The sequence below is a fragment of the Kordia periserrulae genome (genome assembly GCF_003054265.1).
Taxonomy (GTDB): Bacteria; Bacteroidota; Bacteroidia; order Flavobacteriales; family Flavobacteriaceae; genus Kordia; species Kordia periserrulae.
The window spans coordinates 1-18,080 of sequence record NZ_QBKT01000013.1; the positions used below are offsets into that span (position 1 = coordinate 1).

Consider the following 18,080-nt stretch of genomic DNA (forward strand, 5'->3'; position numbering starts at 1 on the left):
AAAATGAGTGTTCTTAATGCTGTAAGAAACAAATTATTACATATTGCTATGGCTGTAATTAGAAATCAAACTTTTTACCAAAATCGCTTGTTTTTATCATAGAAATCGAACTGACAATTAGTTATTTCTCAGTGAATTATGAATTACATAGTGATTTCTTAGGTCGAACTCACGTGATATTACTAAAATATGAACTTTCAGAATGACGACTTTACAACTTTATAATGCTTAATAGATTTTCTAAGAACCTCTCCAAAAACATCAAGACAAAAAAATATTTTATCTTGATAAGTTGCACAAAACATCTTGATAAAAAATAATTTTATCAAGATGAAATTTATGGCGACTTAAAGTAAGTTGAAAAGTTAGTGTTTATTTTTCTTCTTCATTCTCACCTTGCAACTCCAAAATCATATCTTGAATAAATAACGGTAAGTCCTTAATCTCATACGATTTTGGGAAGAATTGATTGTTCAAAATACTGGCTGGCGTATAATGTACATCGTTGATATCGCACCATTGTTTGTGCGCTTCCAAATATTCGATAACCATTGAATTTTCAGAAATGCCAAACTTTGCCTGCCACGCGTCTACGTTTCTATTGGCAAACCAGTCTTGTAAAGCTTCGTACGATTTTTTGGGATCTTTTATGTATAAATCAACCAATTGAGAAGCAATTTGTGTGCTTTTATTGTCGGTATTTGGTGGTACATTAAAAATGAATTCAAGTTGAATATCATTTCCGTAGGTCTTCATTAATTTGTCATACGATTCAAAAGCTGCCGTGCAAAAACCACACAACGGATTGGTAACGCCTTGCAATTTGATTGCGCCATTTGGATTTCCAAACACAATACGCAATTGCTCAGGAATCACATTCGAATTGATGACCGATTGCTCTTGCAACATGGTTTTAAACAACTCTGGATTGCGCTTAAACTTTAAAAAGTCTGTTTCGGTAGTAGCCAATTTTTCGTGACTTTCCCAATACGATTTGCAATACGTCCAACCGATGTACAACAGCGCAAAAATGCTCACCAATTGTACTACATATTCAGCGAAAAAATACCAAGCATATTCAAAAGTCACCAATAATAAAGCAGTTTGTAAAACCAAAATTCCCGCAATTAGCAGACATAACGCACACCATTTTTTCAATACGACACCTTGTCGATACAACGCGTATAGTACAATAGGAATTCCCGCTAAGGACATTCCGAGTAATGTTGCTTGATGAAAGCCGATAGACGACAAGGCTAAAAATAATCCCGCAAAAAACACAAAAGAAGCATCGCTCAGCGAAATAACTCCAAAGATTTTGTTGCCTTTGGTATTGATAACTTCACCACAGGTACTATTTTTTGAAATGGCGCCGCATACTTTAGCAACAGCTTTACTTTTAATGCCCAAATCTTCTCGAATGATTAAAATGCTAACATACAGTCCAACAAGTGTCAATGCCGTATATAATAAGTACACCAAACTAAAATTGATAATCACATTGGCGGAAGCAACTGCTGCCACAATAAAATAGGGAAGTGCTGCCTGAATTGATTTTACATTCGAGATTTTTTCCTGCTCTTCAACCGCTACAATCGTTCCTGTCCAAATTTCGGTAAAAGCTACTTCAGAAAGTTTCTCTTTCTTTTCATCTGCTTTGGTAATTCGAATATCATTTCGCTTCTTTTCTGCTAACACAACTTCGTCGCCACGTTCTCCTTTTACCAAGGCTAAAAACGTATTCGGCATTTGGTCTAGTGCTTCTTTGGGAACAGTTGCTGCCAAATTATCAATTCCAAAATAATCAAGCGTATCGGTAATCGATTTTAAGCTCGGATATTCTGGATGCGATAAAAATTGTAGGTTTAATAATTCCCGATTGACATCTAAATAGCCATTATTAGTTAGCAAAGAAAGTATGATATGTTCCATCTAATTTCGTTTAATTTTGGTAGGGGAAATTAAAACTGTTTTTTTTACAGACTAAATATAGAAAGTATTTTTGAGCTAGAAGCAATGGATAGTTCTTTTTAAGAATTCACTTTGTTTAATTTATAAAATAGCACATTACTAGTTTAAAAAAGCGGACGCAAGTCCGCTGTATAATTTTCTCAGAATGATGTTCTTACTATGCGCAAGGTGAATTATATGGCAATTCACACAAAGGTGCGCTCCAATAACCGCCACAATTAAGGCATTCTTCTTCTGTTCGTGGCCAAGCGCCACCAGTAATTGTACTTTGTTCTTTTTTTCCGAGTACGGTTCCTAATTTTGAAATACTTTGTAACATGATTTGTATTTTTTTGGTTAATAATACTCAAATTACAAAACAGATGTAAGAAAAGTTTACGGTTATTCCGTACTTAACGTTTTTTTAATTTTTTGAAGGAATTAGGATGATTACCACTCATTAATGCGATTGGCATCCAACTTTATAAAGATAAATAGTAATATGGTGAAGCCCCAAAGTCCCGAACCACCATAACTAAAGAACGGCAGTGGAATTCCCACAGTAGGAAATAAACCAATCACCATTCCGATGTTAATGGCAAAGTGAAAGAAAAGAATTGCGGCGACACTATAGCCGTACACGCGACTGAATTTATTTTTTTGTTGTTCGGCTCTGTTTAAAATTCGTAAAAGTAAGATTACAAATAAAAAAATCACGACTGAGCTCCCAACAAATCCCCATTCTTCACCAACGGTTGTAAAAATGTAATCAGTATCTTGCGCTGGAACAAAATCACCTCGCGTACGTGTCCCTTTTTGCCAACCTTTTCCCCAAAATCCACCAGAACCAATCGCAATTTCTGATTGATTGGTGTTAAAACCAATGGTTTGTCGCATTTTTTCCTGCTTTACAGGATCTTTTTCCAAGCCCAATACCAAGGTAAAACGATCGCGTTGATGTTGTTGAAATACATTGTAAAAGATATAGTTTACAGCTAAAATAAATCCAATCGCAGCCACTAAAGAAGTAAGTGCTAAGGTCGTTTTTCGTTCTTGCTTTAGCTTCTTTTTAAAAATGATAAAAATGCACGCCAATCCGAACACGGCTGTCCCAATAATGGTGTAAATATATCCGAGCTTTAGCGTGATAACAAAGAGTAATACGAGTGAAAAACCAATCCATAAATAAATAGCAGGCAATCCTTCGCGATATAGCACAAAGAAAAAAGCCATATATACCATGGCACTTCCTGCGTCGGGTTGTAACATGATGAGCATTGGCGGCAATAAAATAATCGCAAAGGCAAATAATTGATGCTTAAAGTAGTTGATATTTGTTTGAATATCACTCAGAAACTTTGCCAATGCCAATACTGTGGCGACTTTGGCAAATTCGGAAGGTTGTAGTGTAAAGCTTCCAATAGCATACCAAGACGTAGCGCCATTGATATTTTTTCCTAACACCATTAAACCAAGCAAACTTGCCAAGGAGATAACGTATATAATACTCGAAAATCGTTCGTAAAATTTGGCTTCTATAGAGAGAATTAAAATAATGATTGCCACACTTGTGCCAATAAAAAACAACTGTTTTCCATACAATTGGTTCATATCGAAAAAGCCACCTGCACTTTCGGTAATGGAAGCGGAGTAGATATTTATCCAGCCCATTCCAACTAGTAAAAAGTATAGCAATATGGAAAGCCAGTCTATTTTTTTGACAAATTTTACTTCTCTACTCATTAATTGTGAATGGTTTTCCGCTTAGTGGTTTTGCATATTCTTCTTCCAAACTCTTCTCCAACACTTCCTTCTCCATGTATTTTAAAGTAACTTCGCCTTTTAAATATCTTTCTATTAGTAAACTAGAAATTTTTCCTGCCCAACGCGCTCCATAGTATCCATTTTCTACAAAAACAGCAATGGCAATTTTAGGATTTTCTTTTGGCGCGAATGCAATAAAAATAGAATGGTCGGTCAACTGTGTGCGTACTCCGTCGATTTTTACAAAGTTTTCAGCCGTTCCTGTTTTTCCACAAATTTCAATGCCTGGCACATTCAAAAAACGAGCGGTTCCACCTTTTTTCATGCTAAATACATCGTGCATTCCCTGAATAACAGGCTCAAAATGTTGTTTGTCTATCGTAGTATGTTTCGGTTCAGTAAAATGTGGATTGTCTATAGGTTTTCCGTCTATTTTTTTGATGATGTGTGGCGTGTAATAATGTCCTCTATTTGCAATAGCAGCTGTCATATTTGCCAATTGAATTGGTGTCAATTCTACTTGCCCTTGTCCAATGGCGTTGGAAATGGTATTGAGAACATGCCATTTGTCATGCTTAAAATAGTGATTGGTATAGTAATCTCCTGTGGGAATCAATCCTTTTCTTCCGGTAGATAAATCATTGCCAAAATAATCGCCCAAACCAAAACTTTTGATATGATTGCTCCAAACATTCATGCCTTCTCGTGGCGAATCGTATTTGCTAATGATTTGACGATAGGTATTCGCAAAATACGCATTACACGATTTGGCAACACCGTTGATGACATTTCGTTTTCCGCCGCCACAATGGCAACCCATTTTTCGTCCGCTACGTCCGTAAATATATCCGTGATGACAGGTATAGGTAGACGTTGGTGTAATGACACCTTCTTGCAAACCAACCAAGGCATTTAAGGTTTTAAAAGGCGAACCTGGCGGATACGACGCTAGCAAACCTCTGTCGTATAGTGGTTTACTGATAGAATCGTAATGCAATTCATTATAATTTTTGGAACGTTCGCGACCAACGAGCAAATCTGGATCATAGCTTGGTGCAGAAACCAATGCTAAAATTTCTCCTGAAGAGGGTTCAATAGCCACAATTCCACCGCGTTTATTGATCATCAATTTTTCACCGTATGCTTGCAATTCCGCATCAAGCGTAATTTGAATGTCTTTTCCGTTGACGGGAAGCGTGTCTAAACGCCCATTTTTATACGGGCCGATAACGTTGTTGTGAATGTCTTTTTGAATGCGTCGTACACCTTTTACACCGCGTAAAACTTCTTCGTACGATTTTTCAATTCCGGTACGCCCAATGAGTTCTCCCGATTGGTAGTTTGTATTTTTTTCTAGGTCTGAATTGTTTACTTCGCTAATAAACCCTAATACATTGGCACCATGATCGGTTTGATAGTTACGAATGGAACGTTTTTGAATATAAAATCCTTTGAAACGATGCATTTTTTCTTGAAGATACGCGTAATCCTTTTTAGCCATTTGTGCGACAAATACGGAGGGAATTCGCTTTGAATAGCTTTTGGCTTTTTCAAGTTTCTTCTCGTATTCTTCAGGTGTAATGCGTAATAGTTTACAAAACTCAGGAATGTTAAACGGTTTCACTTCGCGTGGAATGACCATCACATCATACGACGGCTGATTTGCCACAAGTAACTTTCCGTTTCTATCGTATACATAGCCGCGTTCAGGGTAGGTGTATTCTGTTTTGATGGCACTATCGTTTTGAAAATTCGTTGCCACTTTTTCTTCATTAAATAATTGAAGATAGGAGAGACGTCCTGTATAGATGACTCCAACAGCAATGACAACAAGGTATAACAAAAGTTTCCTCATGAATTTTTTCGACTAAATAAAGTTATTGATAGCGCGATGATTAGAATGGTAAAGATACTAAAGAATGCTGTATTTCTTAGGATGATTAGGATAGAAGAAATGTTAAATATTTCTAAGAGAAAAAAGAAGAAATGATGAATTACAGTTAAGATGATAATGTACACCAAACGCTGTCCTGTCGCTGTATTTTCAAGTTTTACAGATTGATGCTCGTAACTCACACCAAACGCAAAACGCAATACAAACGGACGAATGTAGGCAATAACAGTGCAGGCAAAAGCATGTGCGCCGCCTGTGTCTGAAAACATATCTACCGTAAGGCCTAACAAAAAAGCAATGATTAAGAAAGTACTTCGGTTGGCATTTAACGGAAATAGAAAGATAAAGTAGATATATACCAACGGATTGATATAACCCAAGAAGTCAATATGATTGCATATCAACACCTGCGCTAATACCGCTAGGACAAATCGGATGCTATTCCAAAAAATGACTGGGCCCATTTAGTTTTCAGGAGCTAATAAGTTATCAATTTCTTCTCTGTGCAAGTTTTCAATGATGTATACATGTTCCAAATCGGTCATGTCGTTGAACAATTGCACGTTTATCTTGTATAAGTTTTCTCGGGTATTGAGTTGAAAGTCTTTGACCGTTCCAATGGGAATGCCTTTTGGAAATAGCGTAGAGTTTCCACCTGTAATAATCGTATCGTTTTCGGTAAATTGAGCCAATTTTTCAATGTCTTCTAACTGTACGATATTTGGATTTTTCCCATCCCAAGTCAACGTTCCGAAATGATTGGTGTTTTTAAGTTGCGCATTGATTTTAGAGATGGAGTTTAAAATACTAATCACCGTTGCGTGACTGCCACCGACACGATCTACAATTCCAATAACGCCTTTGGCATTGATAACGCCCATGTCCGTCGCAATGCTGTCGTTGCTTCCTTTGTTAATCAGCAAAATGTTGTTACGACTTGAATAGCTGTTTTTGGTAATTTTTCCTGAGCGAAATAAATAATCTGTCGCATACGAAGTGCTATCCACAAACTGAATGGTTTGTAAGCTGTCTTCTTTATTGTAAAGAATGTTTTTGAGTCGGCGATTTTCTTCTACCAAACGTTCATTTTCTGACTTTAGATTGAAATAGGAAGAAATTCCATTTGCCTTTTCGTAAATACCGCCCGAAAGCCAATTGGCAGAGTTGATGAACTTACTTTTATGATACGAATGCGATTGAACGGTAAAGAGCAACGAAATAGATAGCAACATCAAAAACAGAATAAAATTTTTATTCCTGATTAGAAAGTTAATGATATGTTGCATGTCTTACTTAGTTCTTCTTCCCAATTAGTACACTTTTGAACTTGTTGAGGTTTTTCAGCGTAATTCCTGTTCCGCGCACTACAGCACGCAATGGATCTTCGGCAATATACACAGGTAAGTCAGTTTTTTGCGAGAGACGTTTATCCAATCCACGAAGCATAGAACCACCACCTGCAAGATAAATTCCTGTATTGTAAATATCGGCAGCCAATTCTGGTGGCGTTTGCGATAGGGTTTCCATCACCGCATCTTCAATTCGTAAAATAGATTTATCTAAGGCTTTGGCAACTTCACGATAGGAAATTTGTACTTGCTTTGGTTTTCCTGTGAGCAAATCACGTCCTTGTACTGACATTTCTTCTGGCGGAACTTCTAAATCTTCCGTCGCGGCACCAATTTGAATTTTAATTTTTTCAGCGGTACGTTCTCCCACATACAAGTTGTGTTGCGTACGCATATAGTACACAATATCGTTGGTAAATACATCACCTGCTACTTTTACCGATTTGTCACAGACAATTCCACCCAAAGCGATTACGGCGATTTCCGTAGTTCCACCACCAATATCTACAATCATGTTTCCTTTTGGTTGCATGATATCGACACCGATACCAATGGCTGCTGCCATTGGCTCGTGTATCAAATATACTTCTTTTCCATTCACTCGTTCTGCCGATTCTTTTACGGCGCGCATTTCCACTTCTGTAATTCCGGATGGAATACAAATCACCATTCGCAACGAAGGTGGAAATAATTTCTTTTTGAGTGCTGGAATATTTTTTATGAACAGACTGATCATTTTTTCAGAAGCATCAAAATCGGCAATCACACCGTCTTTCAATGGGCGAATGGTTTTAATGTTTTCATGAGTTTTTCCCTGCATACGAGCCGCTTCTTGACCCACCGCAATGATTTTATTCGATATGCGATCCCTGGCGACAATTGACGGACTGTCAACAACCACTTTATCATTGTGAATGATTAAGGTGTTTGCAGTTCCTAAATCTATCGCTATTTCCTCGGTTAAGAAATCAAAAAATCCCATCTGTTATGTCTGCTATTAATATGTGTTTTAGTAATTCCGTGTTTGTAACTTTTAAAGGTACGAAAATTTTAATGTTTAAAGTGTCTTGTGCCCGTAAATATCATTGCAATATTGTGCTCGTTACAGTAATCTACACTTAATTGATCTTTGATAGATCCACCAGGTTGAATAACCGCTTTTATTCCTGCCTTGTCTGCGATTTCTACACAGTCTGGAAACGGAAAAAACGCATCACTTGCCATGACAGCTCCGTTTAAGTCAAATTTGAAACTATTCGCTTTTTCAATCGATTGACGCAAGGCATCTACACGACTTGTTTGTCCAGTTCCGCTGGCACACAATTGTTTGTTTTTGACCAATACAATTGTGTTCGATTTTGTATGCTTGCAAATTTTAGAGGCAAATAATAAATCTTCTAACTGCGAATCTGTTGGTTTATTGTTTGTTGGATACGTTATATCTTCTAATGAATCCGTTTTATTGTCTTTATCTTGAACTAGCGCACCATTTAAACAGGTACGTACTTGTGTTTGTGGCAATTCCACTTCGTTTTGAATCAAGATGATTCTGTTCTTTTTCCCTTTTAAAACGGCTAACGCATCGTCATCATACGAAGGCGCGATTACGACTTCACAGAAGAGTTTGTGAATTTCTTCAGCCGTAGCTTTATCAATTTTTGTATTCGCGATTAAAATTCCACCAAAAGCAGATACAGGATCACCCGCTAAGGCATCTACATACGCTTGGTGAATGGTTGGGCGCGTTGCAAATCCGCAAGCGTTGTTGTGTTTTAAAATCGCGAAAGTTGGATCGTCTCCTGTAAATTCGTTCATCAAGTTTACAGCGGCATCTACGTCGAGTAAGTTGTTGTAGCTGAGTTCTTTTCCGTGTAATTTTTCAAACATTTCGTCAAAGTTTCCAAAGAAGAATCCGCGTTGGTGTGGATTTTCTCCGTAGCGCAATACTTTTCCTTGCGTTTCGCTAATTTTCAACGAAGCAATCGAATGATCGTGATTGAAATAGTTGAAAATTGCCGTATCGTAATGCGAAGACACATTGAATGCTTTCGCCGCAAAGGCTTTTCTATCTGCCAAAGAAAAAGCACCTTCTTGTGTTTCTAATAACTCCAAAAAGCTTCCGTAATCGTCTACCGAAGAAACGCACATCACATCGGCAAAGTTTTTCGCCGCAGCTCTGATGAGAGAAATTCCTCCAATATCAATTTTTTCAATGATATCTTGCTCACTCGCCCCAGAAGCAACGGTTTTTTCAAACGGATATAAGTCTACAATGACAATATCGATTTGTGGAATTTCATATTGTGCCAATTCGGCAACATCACTTTCATTGTTTTGACGATTTAAAATACCACCAAATACTTTTGGATGTAAGGTTTTTACGCGTCCGCCCAAAATGGAAGGATACGAGGTTACATCTTCTACAGGAACGACAGGAATACCAAGGTCTTTGATAAATTTTTCTGTTCCTCCCGTGGAGTAAATAGTAATATCTAATGCGTGTAGTTTTTGTACGATGGGCGCTAAACCGTCTTTGCTAAAAACCGAAATTAAAGCTGATTTCGCTTGTTTTTGGGAATTCATTCTAATTGAGTTGTTTAATTGTGTTGTGTGAAGCTGCAAAAGTACTAATTCACACGAAAAAAAAGGTATTTTATGTTAATAAAAAATTATGATCTAAATATTTCTATCCAATTCAAAAAAATGCATTTGAGCAATATATTTTTTCTTACTTTTATTGAAATAATAATTTTAACATGAGTATCGTAGAATCTTCTTTTGACTTTGTTAAGTCTATGACTGACAAATCAAAACCCTTGAGAACAAGATTAATTATAATCTTTTCGCTTTTAACATTGGTTCTTATATTCGAATTAGGCTTCAAAACAAGTTATAACATTCATTTAAATAATAAACTTTCTCAACTAGAAAAGTTACAAGATTTAAAAAAAGATTTTAGTAATGATCCTGTGAAAATGAAATCTATTTATGTATTAGAAAACGAAGTTATTGGTAGAAAGCATTATTTGGACTACTTTAGAACAAATGAGTTTAAGAAATATACTAATGCTGAAATTTTCCTGTTTCTAGAGAAGACAAATAAAAGAATAGATTCTTTGAATAGAATTATAAATTCTCTAGATGTTGATAGTCTAAGTAAATATTTAAAATATGAACACAGTAACATTGTTATTAAGTCCGTATCAAATGATAATAGTAATGATTTGTCATTATTTTGGACTTTTATATCATTTAGCTATCTAACTTTAGCATTCTTTGCAGGACTTATATTTGCTCCTTTGTTTGATAAAGACTTAAAACTTAAAGATTACTTTTTTGGACTAATTTTCTATTTAATATTTTTTACAGGAATAACATTTATCTTAGTATTGGTAGGTTCTTTGATTCCTGTAATTAATAATAATCCATTAATTAATTATTTTATATATGGAAGTGTTCATCTTGTATTAAGTTTATTAATAGTTTATTTAATACGCGGAAGAATATTTTAAGAAATTAAATTACTGTAAAAAAAAAACAGACAAACGCATCTTTAAATAGCATTTGTCAGTTTCAATATGTGTGATGCTGAACCACACTTCAATTCAACTCAGTGTAAAAGTTCAGCATGACATCTTTAATAACTAAAAGATTTCTTAGGAAAGTATCTCAATACTCACTACTAACATCTCAAAACCAATTTCGTTTCAAAGTACTTCTCGATACAAAATTTTTCCAAAATTTCACTCGAAGTGACGGTTTGGAACAATGTAAGATTATAGGTTCTTGAAACGTCACTTCGAGTGTTTTTCGTCAGAAAAATATATCGAGAACAGCTGTGAATTTCAGAACTTTATACGTTTAGATAGTTTTTTTTAAGAAAGAATCTCCGCCACTTTCGCATTCACAAATTCCAAAAATGCTTCGTCTTCTTTCGTAAACGGATCTGGCGTGTGTGAATCAATATCAATTTGTCCAATATTTTCACCGTTAACAAAAAGTGGAATCACGATTTCCGCTTTTACGTGAATGCTACACGCAATATAATTGTCTTGTGCGCTTACGTCTGGAACCAAGAAGTTTTCGTTAGAAACCGCTACTTGTCCACAAATTCCTTTTCCAAATGGAATAATCGTATGGTCGGTTGGTTCGCCCGCAAAGGCACGTAGTTTTAGTTCAGGTTTGTCGCCATTTTTAAAGTAAAAACCAACCCAGTCGTAATGTTCAAAGTTTTCCTGTAATACTTGGCAGACTTTCGTCAATCGGTCATCTACAGATAGGTTTTCTGTGGAAATGATGCTTGCTATTTGAGGTTTGTAGGTTTCGAATTTCATGTAGTTTTTCTTTAATACGAGACAAAAATAGTCGAAAAAAAGCTAAAAATCTTTCATCAAACTAAGAATAAAATCACAGAAAAAGCGAATACGACAAAACTTGTTGAAAATGTGATATTTTAAAGGTTTTAGAGTATGTTTGTAAGTGAATTTAAAAACTAGGTTTTAAAAATAAACCTTATTACAAAGGATAAAATTTTCGTTTTTAATTTTCGTTTTCTTTGCTTGCCCAACATTTCGACTGCGCTCAATGTGACAAGCGTAAACAAGAAACTTTTTACTTTTCACGAGTAATGAGGCTATGGATATGAAATTAAATTTTTACTGTGTTTAAAAGCATTCAAAAATACAAATCAGCACTGGGTTTTATCGTCAAGTTTTTTGTCGTGTATGCAATGTTGACGTATGTGTATAGTTTGTATTTGTCCAATTTTGATGGCGAACCTGATGGTGTCACTCGAATTGTAGCACAACAAACAGAAAGTATTATTAATACGCTAGGATATGAAGCTAGTGTTGAAGTGCACGATGCTGAACCTACCATGAAATTGTTAGTGCATGGTAACTATGTGGGGCGCATTGTGGAAGGTTGCAATTCGGTCAGTGTGTTGATTTTGTTTATTACGTTTGTGATTGCCTTTACAGGAAATTTGAAAAATACGGTGGTGTTTTTGTTAGTCGGAAGTGTGTTGGTATATCTGGCAAATTTGATTCGAATTGTGATTTTAGGCATCGGATTGTACAGTTTTCCTGAACAAGAATACTTGTTGCATCAAATTGTATTTCCGACGATTATTTACGGAATGGTGTTTTTGTTGTGGATGTTGTGGGTGCAAAAATTTTCAAAAAAGTAGATGAAAAAAGTTTGGAAATATATCGTAATCGGATTCCTTTTTGGATTGTTAGTGCTGATTCGTGCGTTTGAATATCAATTGTTTTACGATCCGTTTTTGGACTTTTTTAAGTACGATTATTTCCAAGGAACCATTCCCGAATATGAAACGTGGTCGCTCTTTTGGAATCACGTATTTCGCTATGGTTTGAATATGTTAGTTTCCTTAGCCATTATTTACGTAGCTTTTGAAAATACAAGTGTTGTAAAATTCTCAGTAGGTTTATATTTGGTAGCGTTTCTCATTTTGAGTTCGCTGTATTTTTATTTGATAAAACACGATTTGGCAGAAGATTATTTACTCACCTTTTACGTACGCCGTTTTTTAATTCAGCCACTTTTTGTGTTGATTTTGTTGCCAGCGTTTTACTATCAGCGGAAAATTAAGCATGAGGAATTTTGAATCGCTGCGCTGTTCGCTGCGCTTAATTCAAGGATTTAAAAATTCAATGATTCAAGGTTTTTCTTTTTGCTTTGCTGTTCGCTGCGCTCAATTCAAGGATTTAAAAATTCAATGATTCAAGGTTTTTTTCTTCGCTTTTTAGATTACTGTCGCTTTTAGAGTTTAGACCGCTTCGCTGTTCGCTGCGCTCAATTCAATGATTCAAGGTTTTTTGTTTGGTTTTACTCAATTTAAGGATTTAAGTTTTTTAGATTGTAGGCGGGAATCATTTTTGAACACTACAGTAAAGCTTCAAAATGCTGCCAATGTCTTTTTTTATAAGATTGTAGAGTAGTGGGATGTTTGTTGGTTTTAAGTGTTGTAATTTATGTGGCAAAATGTTCTTTTTACTAATTCTCATTAATTCCCCTAACTCTATCAATGAATGTTGAGAAATCGATTTCATCAGTGCCAAACCTCTGTATAAGTCGCTCAGAAATACTTCTTCCTCATTTCGATTTAGAATGAATATCCATTCCCTCTAGCAGTAACAACTTTTTTTGTAAAATCTATGACGTTGTAATGATTCTTTTTTGTAATAATCAAGAGAATGCAGAATCACCATTTTACGAATAGATCATACATCAAATAAATTAGTTGCCGTTCTACTGGTGGAACATTTTTTCCAACTTTAAATCCCATGAATAATATTATTGCATCTAACTGTTTTACAGTATGAAACGGTTGGGTTTCTAAGTGTGTTTTTATTCATCATGGAAAAAGTTGATGTGGAACAAATACCTGCAAGTATTGAATCCCAACTATTTTGTAATGGCATGTCGTGGACGGTTGATTATTAGAGCTATAATAGTCATTAATCCAATTTTAATAGATTAAGTCTCTTCTTATTAATTTTACCCTTATCAGTATCATAAAAAGCTTGATAGAAGGAAAATTCTTTTCTATCATGTTGTTTACATTTCTTCTCTATAATTCTCATTATATCGAGTTTGTGAGATTTTAATGTTTTTATTCCAAAAATAATTCCCTCTAAGTCATTAAAATCATATTTTAACTTTCGATTTTCTTTCTCGTGGTAAGCATTAAGCATATTAGTAATAATAAGTCGAAATTCATTCTCATAATCCCAATCATCTAGTTTTGTTGTCATCCCTATTTTATAATTTTCATGATGTTTTTTTATCCACTCTCCTGACTTATCTGTTATTGGTTCGGCACATGAACTTATATTTCCATTATCGTCTGTATACCATTGAGATTTTAGAACACCAACTTGTAATCTTCCTAAGTTTTTAAAAAAATTAATTTCTACATGTCTATTTTCATAAATAACCTCATGGAAAGTATGAGGTCGCATTCCAATTATTGGACCTGTATCATTATGACCGTATTCTGTTATCAAATCAATTTGCTTCTTAGATCCATGTGATTTGGTTTTGAATATTAAACATACTCCTCGGTGCTTGTCTGCATAGTTGCCCCAAACAGATGAGTTCTCACAAGTAGACATAAAACAAGCAGTAAACCACTCAGGATAAATCATAGTTTCTGCCTTAATTAAAAATGCATCAGGAAATTCTTTAAAAATAAAACTATATTTTGGCGGAATTTCTTTATCAAGATTATTATATGATGATATTAGGTCTAATTCCATTACAATAGAGTTTGTTGTAGAAAACAATTTTTCGCTTAAATTTTCTATTTCATGAAATTCTTTTTCTGATTTATTTATTAAAATAAAGTTATTAGAACTCTCTCTTTTTTTATCAAGGAATTTTTCTACGCTATTAATCTTAAATGGTTTTTTGAGTAATTGATTCTCATAATAGACAATTGAAATGATATTTATTAGCTTATAATGAATAAGTCTTAAATAAGATAATAGCTCATGACGGCGTATTTTATTTCTCCTATTAGCCAAATTTGCTGGTAACTCTTTCAATAACTCATCTTTGAATGACTTTTCTAAAATCTTTGTAATTATTTTTTTGTAGTTCGGAGATGGATATTGTTTGTGGTTCTTTAAAATTGGTATACTTTTAATGTCAATCAGCGAATCCTTTTTTGAAACAATGGTCAATGCAAACACATGCTCTAGACAGAGAATATAATGTTTTAAAAAGTTTTTCCAAATAATTTTATCTCCTTGCCAGAATAAGTCAAGATAACCTTCAATAGGGTCATTTAATTCTTCTAGTGAGGCAAAATAGATTTCTTGATTCTCAAGTTCTTTGTATTTACCTAATATATTTTCAATTGTTCGAAATCTATACATTCAAATGTTGATTTTTAGTAGCTATGCTTAGTAGTCCATAGCATACGTATAACAGAGATTCCTGTTATTTTTATTATAAACAAACATGTGTGTCTGTTGCGTTTTTATTTACGCTTAAAACTACAATTTTCTTATGTAGGGTCAAAATTAATTCATAATGAAGAAGTAGCATCAATCAAAAAGAACACTTAAAGCAAACTTATCAAAACACAAACAACAAACAACAAAGAACCAAAAAAACCTAATCACTTTCCACAAGTTCAATAATCCGTTTTTCGGAAATCAGGCTTACATCTTTGGAAATACCTTCAATATACATGACAATGGCTTTAAGGTTTATTGTTTGTATCAGTTTATATGTCAAAAGCCACAATAGAAAATCACTAGCCATAATCAAAAATTTTCTTTACAAATATTTCTTTTTGGATATAATGAAGCACGCTTTTTAGGTGTTGGTTTTTGGCTTTTGCATAAAAGTACGTGGAATTAGCATTGAATCGCAAAGTCTTGTTTTTAAATACATTATAAAATAATTCTCAGATTTTCATCCGTTCCCGTTCTCTTGATTGTCTAAAGAGTATAAACCACAAAATTATATTCAAGATGAAAGACAAAATGAAACAAGTCCAAATGCAAGATTACGGTTCACCCGAAGTTCTAAAGTTGGTTGAAACTGAAATTCCAACTCCAAATGCTGGCGAAGTGCTAATCAAAGTAAAAACAATAGGTGTAAACTACTCTGATATTCTTCGTAGAAAAAACACGTATTTTCAAGAAACACCATTACCGTTTGTTTTGGGTACAGAGGCAGTAGGCGAAATCGTTGCTGTTGGTGAAGGTGTAACTATTCCTTATATAGCTGGAACAACGGTATTAGCCATCTTACCACACGCAAGTGGATATTCCGAGTATGTCACGGCTATTGCCCAATACTGTGTTCCGTTACCGCCTGAAATTGATGAAGAAAAGGCTACAGCAATTTTCGTTCAGGGTACGACCGCTCAACTAATTATTTCGAAAGTTGCCAATGATTTAAAAGGAAAAATAGTTCTTGTGAATGCATCGGCAGGCGGTGTTGGTTCGCTTTTGGTGCAATTGGCGAAACGCAATGGGGCAACTGTTATAGGTGCAAGCAGTTCTGATACAAAGATGGAAATATCTAAAGAGTTGGGTGCTGATTTTACGGTCAACTATTCCAAACCTGATTGGTCAAAAAAAGTTAAAGACTTGACTGATGAAAAGGGTGTAGATATTGTTTTTGAAATGGTTGGTGGCGAAGTTTACAACCAAAGTTTACAGTGTCTAAAGCAAGGTGGTCAGATTATTGTTTTTGGTTGTGCCAGTGGTGTTCAGGGAAGTATTCATCCAGAGTTTTTTGTAGATGAGAATATCACACAATCAGGTTTTAATTTAGCATACTTTATCAATCATAAAATGGGATTATGGCGAGAAGCCTTGGAAACTGTTATCGGTCTTTTAATGCAAGGAAAACTAAATGTTGAAACAACGCATAGGTTTGCTCTTGAAGAAGCTTCTTCTGCTCACAAATCGATAGAGAGCAGAATCACTACAGGTAAAGTGATACTCACTACGAAATATCAAAATTGATTAATTTTATAAAATGAAACATACAGATCAGGATTTATTATTAGATGCGTTGAATGGAAACATCAACGCATTTCAATCGTTGTTTGCGGAATTTCAACCACAACTCAAATCGTATTTGTATCGTCTGTTGGCAAATCGAAATGATGCAGAAGATATTACACACGATACTTTTATTAAGGCATACGATAACCTAAAAACATTTAAAGGCGAGGCATCTTTAAAAACTTGGGTTTTTCAAATTGCTACAAGTATTACTTATAATTATTTGAAACGTAGAAAAAGATGGGTCCCAAATGTTTCCGAACAGGCAAAGAATTTGGTTCTGAGTAATGCTGATTTAGCAGGCAGAATTGTAAAAGTGGCTCAGACTTCTGAATATGGTAAATATGAAATAAAAGAGCATATTGACACTTGTTTCACTTGTATCTCAAAGAATTTGCCAATAGAAAATCAAATCGCTTTGATACTCAAGGATATTTATGATTTTTCCGTAAATGATATTTGTATGATACTTGAAAAAAGCGAAGGAACTGTTAAGTACCTTTTGAAAAATGCTAGAGGTTTAATGACAGATATTTTTGATAATCGTTGTGCACTGGTCAATAAAAATGGTGCTTGTAATCAATGTTCAGAATTGAATGGTTGGTTCAATCCAAAACAAAACCAGCAAGAGGCACTTTTAAAATTGGACTTGGTCAAAAAATCCAAAAAGTACAATCGAGAAGAGTTGTTCAAATTGAGAACCACTTTAGTCAAAGCAATCGACCCATTAAAATCAGATGGTTTTGAGTTACAGGAAATTTTATTAAAATGTAATCAGATGGCGATGGGTGAAATTCAAAGAGAATAAAGGTTCAGTTCAGAGTTAATTTTAGTTCAAATTGTGATTTTCGCGTATTGTGTACAACGTTTCGGCTATGCGCAGTGTACCGAAAGGCATTGCGTATAGGTTTTGTTGTTGGTAGTTATTTCTCATTTAATTCGACTACAAATTCTTTTCTTAGGTCTGATTTAATATTCACTTTTACAGGTTGAAATTCAACTGGCTCCTTATTCGATTCAAAATACTCCTTTGTACCTGTAGTGTCTTTTTCAAAATTCTCTGGTAATATGTTTAATCCAATCATAAAATTCAGAGTTATAATTGAGTCAGTTGTCTGAAAATAGCAAAAGGTCTGAGGCGTACTAAGTCCATGGTAATAACCTAAAGTGTCATTTTCGTTATTTGTCACAAAGCACCAAATTTCTTTAGGTCGTTTAAAAATTTTGTCAGGCAAATAACCTTCACTAAGTCCTAAAGTGTCAGTCCAATCTACGTAATACAAGTTCCTTTCATAGTCTTCTGGAATGAGTTCGTATTTCAACTGAATTTTGCTTTTGTCAGGTTTGCTAGTCTTCTAGCAACCAAATAGAATCATGATTAGAAAAAGTAATATGTAAATCTGCTTTGTCATTCTTTAATTGCCGCCAACGTACGTATAACAGAAACTAATTTTAAAAAGTAACTTCCTATTATTTTTCATAAATGTAAAACAAAACCCACAGATACACAATGCGGTTTTCCGTAAAGGTGAAAATTTACCTCTCAAAAACTCACACACTCATACACTC

General features: G+C 34.7%; 17 protein-coding genes. 5 read left to right on the forward strand and 12 right to left on the reverse strand.

Annotated features, from left to right (window positions below; genetic code table 11):
• Window positions 1-372: 372 nt before the first annotated feature.
• From C8N46_RS19030 to purH, 8 genes are all read right to left on the reverse strand, one after another.
• On the reverse strand, window positions 373-1,932 hold the full coding sequence (locus tag C8N46_RS19030; RefSeq protein ID WP_108116705.1) for a vitamin K epoxide reductase family protein: 1,560 nt from the start codon (window positions 1,930-1,932) through the stop codon (window positions 373-375).
• A gap of 196 nt (window positions 1,933-2,128) precedes the next feature.
• Window positions 2,129-2,290: a hypothetical protein gene (locus C8N46_RS20780; protein WP_170110104.1), complete on the reverse strand. Its 162-nt coding sequence runs from the start codon at window positions 2,288-2,290 to the stop codon at window positions 2,129-2,131.
• Between the two features lie 110 nt (window positions 2,291-2,400).
• Window positions 2,401-3,693: a rod shape-determining protein RodA gene (rodA, locus tag C8N46_RS19035; RefSeq protein WP_108116706.1), complete on the reverse strand. Its 1,293-nt coding sequence runs from the start codon at window positions 3,691-3,693 to the stop codon at window positions 2,401-2,403.
• A complete protein-coding gene (gene mrdA / locus C8N46_RS19040; RefSeq protein ID WP_108116707.1) occupies window positions 3,686-5,569 on the reverse strand; it encodes a penicillin-binding protein 2 in 1,884 nt (627 codons plus the stop codon). The genes rodA and mrdA overlap by 8 nt, the downstream gene beginning before the upstream one ends.
• Window positions 5,566-6,072, reverse strand: a complete 507-nt coding sequence (locus tag C8N46_RS19045; RefSeq protein WP_108116708.1) for a rod shape-determining protein MreD — start codon at window positions 6,070-6,072, stop codon at window positions 5,566-5,568. Before C8N46_RS19045 ends, mrdA begins: the two co-directional genes overlap by 4 nt.
• Complete coding sequence (gene mreC, locus C8N46_RS19050; RefSeq protein WP_108116709.1) at window positions 6,073-6,894, reverse strand: rod shape-determining protein MreC; 822 nt, start codon at window positions 6,892-6,894, stop codon at window positions 6,073-6,075.
• A gap of 7 nt (window positions 6,895-6,901) precedes the next feature.
• Window positions 6,902-7,939: a rod shape-determining protein gene (locus tag C8N46_RS19055; RefSeq protein ID WP_108116710.1), complete on the reverse strand. Its 1,038-nt coding sequence runs from the start codon at window positions 7,937-7,939 to the stop codon at window positions 6,902-6,904.
• A gap of 68 nt (window positions 7,940-8,007) precedes the next feature.
• Window positions 8,008-9,540 carry a bifunctional phosphoribosylaminoimidazolecarboxamide formyltransferase/IMP cyclohydrolase gene (gene purH / locus C8N46_RS19060; protein WP_108116711.1) on the reverse strand — a complete coding sequence of 511 codons (1,533 nt, stop codon included), beginning with the start codon at window positions 9,538-9,540 and terminating at the stop codon, window positions 8,008-8,010.
• 173 nt (window positions 9,541-9,713) lie between these two features.
• On the opposite strand from purH, the gene C8N46_RS19065 reads away from it, so the two are divergent.
• Complete coding sequence (locus C8N46_RS19065; protein WP_108116712.1) at window positions 9,714-10,469, forward strand: hypothetical protein; 756 nt, start codon at window positions 9,714-9,716, stop codon at window positions 10,467-10,469.
• 363 nt (window positions 10,470-10,832) lie between these two features.
• On the opposite strand, the gene C8N46_RS19070 is transcribed toward C8N46_RS19065, so the two are convergent.
• Window positions 10,833-11,291, reverse strand: coding sequence for a GAF domain-containing protein (locus C8N46_RS19070; RefSeq protein WP_108116713.1), 459 nt, complete (start codon window positions 11,289-11,291; stop codon window positions 10,833-10,835).
• Window positions 11,292-11,617: 326 nt separating this feature from the next.
• On the opposite strand from C8N46_RS19070, the gene xrtF reads away from it, so the two are divergent.
• Together xrtF and C8N46_RS19080 are read left to right on the forward strand one after the other, a co-directional pair.
• Window positions 11,618-12,145: an exosortase family protein XrtF gene (gene xrtF, locus C8N46_RS19075; protein WP_108116714.1), complete on the forward strand. Its 528-nt coding sequence runs from the start codon at window positions 11,618-11,620 to the stop codon at window positions 12,143-12,145.
• Window positions 12,146-12,586 carry an exosortase F system-associated membrane protein gene (locus C8N46_RS19080; protein WP_108116715.1) on the forward strand — a complete coding sequence of 147 codons (441 nt, stop codon included), beginning with the start codon at window positions 12,146-12,148 and terminating at the stop codon, window positions 12,584-12,586.
• Window positions 12,587-13,439: 853 nt separating this feature from the next.
• Here the strand turns inward: C8N46_RS19080 and C8N46_RS19085 are convergent.
• Both C8N46_RS19085 and C8N46_RS20700 read right to left on the reverse strand, forming a co-directional pair.
• Window positions 13,440-14,861: a DUF2971 domain-containing protein gene (locus C8N46_RS19085; RefSeq protein ID WP_108116716.1), complete on the reverse strand. Its 1,422-nt coding sequence runs from the start codon at window positions 14,859-14,861 to the stop codon at window positions 13,440-13,442.
• A 241-nt stretch (window positions 14,862-15,102) separates the two neighbouring features.
• A complete protein-coding gene (locus C8N46_RS20700) occupies window positions 15,103-15,252 on the reverse strand; it encodes a hypothetical protein (RefSeq protein WP_158269211.1) in 150 nt (49 codons plus the stop codon).
• Between the two features lie 212 nt (window positions 15,253-15,464).
• Between C8N46_RS20700 and C8N46_RS19090 the strand changes: the two genes are divergently transcribed.
• Window positions 15,465-16,469 carry a quinone oxidoreductase family protein gene (locus tag C8N46_RS19090; protein ID WP_211314516.1) on the forward strand — a complete coding sequence of 335 codons (1,005 nt, stop codon included), beginning with the start codon at window positions 15,465-15,467 and terminating at the stop codon, window positions 16,467-16,469.
• 13 nt (window positions 16,470-16,482) lie between these two features.
• On the forward strand, window positions 16,483-17,319 hold the full coding sequence (locus C8N46_RS19095) for an RNA polymerase sigma factor (RefSeq protein WP_108116717.1): 837 nt from the start codon (window positions 16,483-16,485) through the stop codon (window positions 17,317-17,319).
• Window positions 17,320-17,434: 115 nt separating this feature from the next.
• Here C8N46_RS19095 and C8N46_RS19100 read toward each other — a convergent pair whose 3' ends face one another.
• Window positions 17,435-17,833 carry a hypothetical protein gene (locus C8N46_RS19100; protein WP_108116718.1) on the reverse strand — a complete coding sequence of 133 codons (399 nt, stop codon included), beginning with the start codon at window positions 17,831-17,833 and terminating at the stop codon, window positions 17,435-17,437.
• Window positions 17,834-18,080 lie beyond the last annotated feature (247 nt).

Coding starts and splice junctions, on each gene's coding strand:
- C8N46_RS19030 (WP_108116705.1), bottom strand. CDS start 1,932: ATGGAACATATCATACTTTCTTTGCTAACTAATAATGGCTATTTAGAT.
- C8N46_RS20780 (WP_170110104.1), bottom strand. CDS start 2,290: ATGTTACAAAGTATTTCAAAATTAGGAACCGTACTCGGAAAAAAAGAA.
- rodA (WP_108116706.1), bottom strand. CDS start 3,693: ATGAGTAGAGAAGTAAAATTTGTCAAAAAAATAGACTGGCTTTCCATA.
- mrdA (WP_108116707.1), bottom strand. CDS start 5,569: ATGAGGAAACTTTTGTTATACCTTGTTGTCATTGCTGTTGGAGTCATC.
- C8N46_RS19045 (WP_108116708.1), bottom strand. CDS start 6,072: ATGGGCCCAGTCATTTTTTGGAATAGCATCCGATTTGTCCTAGCGGTA.
- mreC (WP_108116709.1), bottom strand. CDS start 6,894: ATGCAACATATCATTAACTTTCTAATCAGGAATAAAAATTTTATTCTG.
- C8N46_RS19055 (WP_108116710.1), bottom strand. CDS start 7,939: ATGGGATTTTTTGATTTCTTAACCGAGGAAATAGCGATAGATTTAGGA.
- purH (WP_108116711.1), bottom strand. CDS start 9,540: ATGAATTCCCAAAAACAAGCGAAATCAGCTTTAATTTCGGTTTTTAGC.
- C8N46_RS19065 (WP_108116712.1), top strand. CDS start 9,714: ATGAGTATCGTAGAATCTTCTTTTGACTTTGTTAAGTCTATGACTGAC.
- C8N46_RS19070 (WP_108116713.1), bottom strand. CDS start 11,291: ATGAAATTCGAAACCTACAAACCTCAAATAGCAAGCATCATTTCCACA.
- C8N46_RS19080 (WP_108116715.1), top strand. CDS start 12,146: ATGAAAAAAGTTTGGAAATATATCGTAATCGGATTCCTTTTTGGATTG.
- C8N46_RS19085 (WP_108116716.1), bottom strand. CDS start 14,861: ATGTATAGATTTCGAACAATTGAAAATATATTAGGTAAATACAAAGAA.
- C8N46_RS20700 (WP_158269211.1), bottom strand. CDS start 15,252: ATGGCTAGTGATTTTCTATTGTGGCTTTTGACATATAAACTGATACAA.
- C8N46_RS19090 (WP_211314516.1), top strand. CDS start 15,465: ATGAAAGACAAAATGAAACAAGTCCAAATGCAAGATTACGGTTCACCC.
- C8N46_RS19095 (WP_108116717.1), top strand. CDS start 16,483: ATGAAACATACAGATCAGGATTTATTATTAGATGCGTTGAATGGAAAC.